We start from the raw sequence: 5,042 nt of genomic DNA, 5'->3' as shown, positions 1-5,042 counted from the left end.
CAATGGAATTTAAAAAAGATGACCCCTGTACAATACAGAGATCATCTTCTTCAAGCTGTCTAGGCTTTTTTTAATGTCCTTTACAAAGGGTACATTTTATCTTCTGAAGGGACTTTTTCTAGGTTTCTAGATAAATTGACTGCTGATAAGTGAGGTTATGTCAACCTGACATAAATATCATATACAGGTGAAACGTTGTCGGCGGAAAGATTCTTTCTGAGATGAGAGGAAAGGAACATGATTTTTAGTGTATTGTTACCAGTTGGTATATATAGGGTTTCTTATGTTGCATACGTTGGTTCAATCTTAAAAGAGATTTCTGTAGCTGCTTCTAAAGCCATTCTTTTAGCCTTTTTTTTATAATATGATGATGCTAAAATGTATCCGCATCGATGTCCCATTGATGTAGGTGGTTTTAGGATATTTCCTTTTTTGGGTGCTATATATACTTCTTCCACGCACGGATATTTAGAACTACGGTTTTTTCCTGTAACTTGAATTAGTTTTCCTATAGAATCGACTGTTAAGTAATGAGTGTACACATATTTATAACGTATTTTTTTCAGTGAAGGTTTATTTCCTAACATTAGCTGAATAGTTTCCTGTACTAAGTTGATTCCATGTCCAATTTCAATCATGCGATTCATAGCTCCACCTGATATTCGCGGATTTATCTCAATTAACTTCCAAATACGATTTACTCTACGGAGCTCAAGATGACAAGCACCATTTTTCATATCAAAAGCCTGTACAACAGAGTTAATAGAATTGAGAAGACTATAATATAGTCTGTCGTCTACTCGTCCTAACAAGGAATAACCAGTGACGATAAAACGTTCAAAAAATGTAATTTCTTGTTCAATTACCGCAATAATATGAACCTTTCCATTATGAACTAAAACTTCAACTAAGTATTGGGGTCCATCTATATATTCCTCAAGTAGAATTTTTTCATTAGGTCGTTTTTTTGAAAGGGTTTGTATAGATGAGATTAATTGATTTTTATCCTTTGCCAATAATACATCTTTTGATCCTGCTGATTCAGGAGATTTAACGATAAGAGGAAAATTCATTTTTTTAGCTTCTTTCAGAAAAGATGATAATGATTCTGTTGGTTTGTAAATTAAATAATTAAGTGAGACTGGTAAACCCTTAAGCACGTTACGAGTCAATATTTTATTATTCATATGATAGATTGCTTCAGTAGATACAATACTTTGACAGAACTTCTCTGACAAACATGCAGCTACATAAACAAAAGAATCAATAAAACTAAAAATCCCTTTTATATTTTTCCCTGTTTTTTTTAGCTTGTTGATTATTGTAATTAAATTATCGTAATTGTCTATATCAGTAAAAATCATCTGATGTACATCGGGAAATTCACTTCGTTTTTCAAGAAATCTTTTTTTTCCAGTTAACAAAACCGTAAAGAAATTAAGTTCCTCTGCTGCTTTAATTGCTTCCCTACTCGATCCAGATTTATTTGTTTCAATAAAAACAATAGTTTTCATAATTTTGTGTCATCCTATCTTTAATCGTTTTTATAAAAAATTCAAACTCGTTATCTATATATAAATAGAATATAAAAATGGGACAAAGGTTGTTCTTAATCCTTTAAAAATTGGTTAAATGAGGATAATTTATGAATATATATAAGCTGAATTTGATATGTATTTTGAAAAAGAGCTTTAGAAAGAGGAGAAGAGGAACCAATATGACTATAATTGGTATGCTTCATCATCGAAAAGATCCGAGAAATGTAAAGAAGGCATATGCTTATGCAGCTGTAGCAAAAGCTGAAGGTGTAAACTTTTTTTACTTTACCCTAGGCAAAGTAAATATAGAAACTCAAAAGATTTTAGGGAAAACCTATGAAAATGGCGAGTGGATTGAAAAAGAATTTCCTTTTCCCGATGTTATTTATAATGCAAGTGCTCCTGATAGTGATAAAATTCAACACATCTTTGATTATCTATACGATAGGATTCCGTTTACAAGTCATTCGATTGGAGATAAATTAAGTGTATATAACAGAATTAAACAAGCAGAAGAATTTAAGCAATATCTTATTCCTTTTTATGAATTAACTGATGTTAAAAAGTTTTTTGACATAATCAACCGCTTTGAAAAAGTTATTATTAAACCGATATCTGGACATCAAGGTAGAGGCATCGTTTTTATTAAAAAACATGGGGTAGAGCATTACAAAATGAATGAGGCAGGGCAAGTTTCATCAATTAATGAAAAACAATTACTAGACTTTATATCTCATAAAATACAAGAGAAAGATTATGTAGTTCAACAGTTTATTTTATGTCAAATGAAATCTGGTCATGTTTATGATTTTCGGTTGCATGTTCAAAGAAACGGAGAAGGAAAATGGGTCATTACTTCAATTTTTCCAAGGATAGGTCGATTGGGAAGCATTGTATCAAATATGGCTAGTGGTGGTTATAGTACTTATTTAGACACCTTTTTAAAAACAGAGTTTGATGACAATTGGTACGATATTCAAAGGTATCTGGAGCGATTTGCGGTAAGCTTTTCTAACCATTTTAATTCTTTATATAAGAATGTATTATTTGATGAATTAGGAATTGATGTTGGGATTGATGAGAACCAAAAATTATGGTTATTTGAAGTGAATTGGAGACCAGGTGTACCGAATATATTTAATCTTGAATTAGATGTAGCTAGAAACATGATTCACTATGCTAGATATTTAGCTGATAAACACAAACCAAAAAAAGGAAAGAAAAAAATACAGTAATAGCAATCTATGAGTTTCGATCACCATCCTTCAGTATTTCTTCGAAGATCAAAGTGAGATTAATGATTCTTTTTTGTTCATGCTTGTTATGACCTCTTTATTTATCGTGTTTTGAATGTATACTTTTATTGCTGATTTTGAGGATATCAGGGGAATTGGGATGAAGTCAATGTTTAAGGGGATTTGAATGTAAACTAATATATTAAAGTTTACTTTCAAAAAGGGGATAATAAAAAAACAGTAGTGCATAAAATCACTACTGTTTTTTTATTGTTTTTTGCAAGTAAACTACTTGCATTCTTTTCTATATAATTTAATAGAATAAATAGCTCCAACAAAGAATACCAAGGCTTGAGTTAATATAAAGAATTGACGGAAATACATGTCTTTACTAACTAAAGAAATAAATAGGGAATTCATTAGAATTTGAGTAACAAACATACTATAAGTAATTTTTAAATAAATAGTATTTGTTCTTTCATCTGGTTTACCAATTTTTTTGTAGATAATAAAAAGTACAATTGCTGAACCCAACATCAAAAGGCTTGTAAAACCTACAAAGATATTGAAATTATCTGTGCTTTCTAACATCCAATTGTTTAATTGATCAAGCATTATTATCTTCCTTTCCTACATAAGAGAATATTTCGTTTATATCAACCTCAAAATAATTTGCTATTCGATATGCTAACACCAGTGAAGGAGAATAATTATTCTTTTCCATAACAAATATCGTTTGCTTAGAAACTCCAACAGCATCAGCTAAATCTTTTTGTGACATTCTTCTTAATACTCTATGTTCGTACACTTTATTCACTATGGAATCACCATATTTTTCCTTCATAGTTAACACCTTCCTTTCTTAAGACCTATATTAAACTTATTTTATAAAAAAGTAAAGTTTAATTATACAAAAGATATTTTTTTTTATATAAATTAAAAGAAATTCTATATAACATTTCGAATTTTAACCTTGTAAAAGAGAAGGAACTCTATGAGGGAAATCTCAAAATTACAAGTATAAAACTAGTAGAAAAGCGGTGTAAAAGCAGTATAAGCGTTATACCCACCGCTCATCCGCAATATTTATATTTTTGGGTGCTAATTAGATAAAAAAATGGGGTTTTTTTAATAAGTAAAAGTTGGTTTTTATGGTACAAAATGGTACAAATATAGGTACTAAAAAGTACATTATGGAGGTACTAAAATGGACAAAGAAAAAACGATTCAAGTCAAGTTTACAGTGAATGAAGAACAATATAAGAAGTTAGAAATATTAGCAAAGATGAGAGAACTTTCAGTACCACAGTTTTGTAAATTGACGTCGTTACAGGTGAAGATACAAGCAGCTAGACTGATTGTGGTTGAGGGGCAATATGTAATGCCTGAACCTGAGGTATTATTTCTGAAAGAAATAGAGGAACGCTATAATACTGAGAAGCAGTTTTTAAGGATAGATAAAGAGTTTAATGAACGATTATATGAATATGCGGTGAAAAAAAGAGAGCAAAGTGAAAGTGATCAGTAGAGGTCTTTGCATGTGTTGGTCAATCAAAACGGACCTAGCGAAGCGAAGGGAGTATTTGACTTGACCAACTAGACTACACCCGAACCCTCTTGGCATTGAACAAACGGCCGTTTGTTCCTGCCAACCGGCGAGGGAGCCCCTCAAGGATTGAGGGGTTGGGGTGTTCGATGGATGGGGTCTGGGGAAGAGTTCCCCAGTGGGTTTGGGCAAAGCCCAAGGTTTGTCTTTGCCATGCTGGGCATGGCTCGGCAAAGCCGAAAAGCGTCGCAGACCCCTATCGATTTTGATGCGTTAGCGTCAAAATACGTATAGGGTTACGTTAATTGACTCCATTTCGTCGCTTTGCTAGACTTATGGTATCAATTAATCTAGGGGAAGTGGTGGCATTTTATGTTGGGTTCTATCTCATTTAATCAATCTCACCAAAGTTCATTAAGCCATAATAACAGAGAAAACATTCATGGAAATCCTGGTATAAATCCAGCCAGGTTAGATCAGAACATTTACTTTATTCAAAAGGATATCCGAAGTGTATACAAGGATGTCTTTCAAGAAGCGGTGGACAAGTACAATGAAAAGCAAAAACGCAATGACCGCAAAATTAAGGATTACTATGACAAGATAAGAAAAGATACAAAGACGCATGAGCAACGAGAATTGGTTGTAGCGCTTGGAGAGGGGAAAGATGACCCGAAGTATAGGGGAGCGAAGAAAGAGGCGTTAAAACAGTATGCTGAGGCG

The 5,042-nt window shown here is 32.4% G+C and carries 5 protein-coding genes and 1 pseudogene; 3 read left to right on the top strand and 3 right to left on the bottom strand.

Annotated elements, in window-relative coordinates; genetic code table 11:
* Positions 1-281: 281 nt before the first annotated feature.
* A complete protein-coding gene (locus AZF08_RS23105; RefSeq protein WP_033679204.1) occupies positions 282-1,514 on the bottom strand; it encodes an ATP-grasp domain-containing protein in 1,233 nt (410 codons plus the stop codon).
* Positions 1,515-1,645: 131 nt separating this feature from the next.
* Here AZF08_RS23105 and AZF08_RS23100 point away from each other — a divergent pair, with 131 nt between their 5' ends.
* Entirely contained in the window at positions 1,646-2,773 is a 1,128-nt protein-coding gene (locus AZF08_RS23100) for a YheC/YheD family endospore coat-associated protein (RefSeq protein WP_082246227.1), read from the top strand.
* A gap of 288 nt (positions 2,774-3,061) precedes the next feature.
* Here the strand turns inward: AZF08_RS23100 and AZF08_RS23095 are convergent, their stop codons facing one another.
* Both AZF08_RS23095 and AZF08_RS23090 read right to left on the bottom strand, forming a co-directional pair.
* Entirely contained in the window at positions 3,062-3,388 is a 327-nt protein-coding gene (locus AZF08_RS23095) for a hypothetical protein (protein ID WP_033679200.1), read from the bottom strand.
* Positions 3,381-3,617, bottom strand: coding sequence for a helix-turn-helix transcriptional regulator (locus AZF08_RS23090; RefSeq protein ID WP_033679199.1), 237 nt, complete (start codon positions 3,615-3,617; stop codon positions 3,381-3,383). Before AZF08_RS23090 ends, AZF08_RS23095 begins: the two co-directional genes overlap by 8 nt.
* 363 nt (positions 3,618-3,980) lie before the next feature.
* Here AZF08_RS23090 and AZF08_RS23085 point away from each other — a divergent pair, with 363 nt between their 5' ends.
* Complete coding sequence (locus AZF08_RS23085) at positions 3,981-4,301, top strand: hypothetical protein (RefSeq protein WP_033679198.1); 321 nt, start codon at positions 3,981-3,983, stop codon at positions 4,299-4,301.
* A 390-nt stretch (positions 4,302-4,691) separates the two neighbouring features.
* Positions 4,692-5,042: pseudogene (locus tag AZF08_RS23075) on the top strand (plasmid recombination protein); the annotation flags it as partial.

Source organism: Bacillus gaemokensis (assembly GCF_001590835.1).
Taxonomy (GTDB): Bacteria; Bacillota; Bacilli; order Bacillales; family Bacillaceae_G; genus Bacillus_A; species Bacillus_A gaemokensis.
This window is presented reverse-complemented; position numbering and strand designations above follow the sequence as displayed.

What these genes read in the sequence shown, in the direction of transcription:
- AZF08_RS23105 (WP_033679204.1), bottom strand. Translation starts at nt 1,514, where the DNA reads ATGAAAACTATTGTTTTTATTGAAACAAATAAATCTGGATCGAGTAGG.
- AZF08_RS23095 (WP_033679200.1), bottom strand. Translation starts at nt 3,388, where the DNA reads ATGCTTGATCAATTAAACAATTGGATGTTAGAAAGCACAGATAATTTC.
- AZF08_RS23085 (WP_033679198.1), top strand. Translation starts at nt 3,981, where the DNA reads ATGGACAAAGAAAAAACGATTCAAGTCAAGTTTACAGTGAATGAAGAA.
- AZF08_RS23100 (WP_082246227.1), top strand. Translation starts at nt 1,646, where the DNA reads ATGAATATATATAAGCTGAATTTGATATGTATTTTGAAAAAGAGCTTT.
- AZF08_RS23090 (WP_033679199.1), bottom strand. Translation starts at nt 3,617, where the DNA reads ATGAAGGAAAAATATGGTGATTCCATAGTGAATAAAGTGTACGAACAT.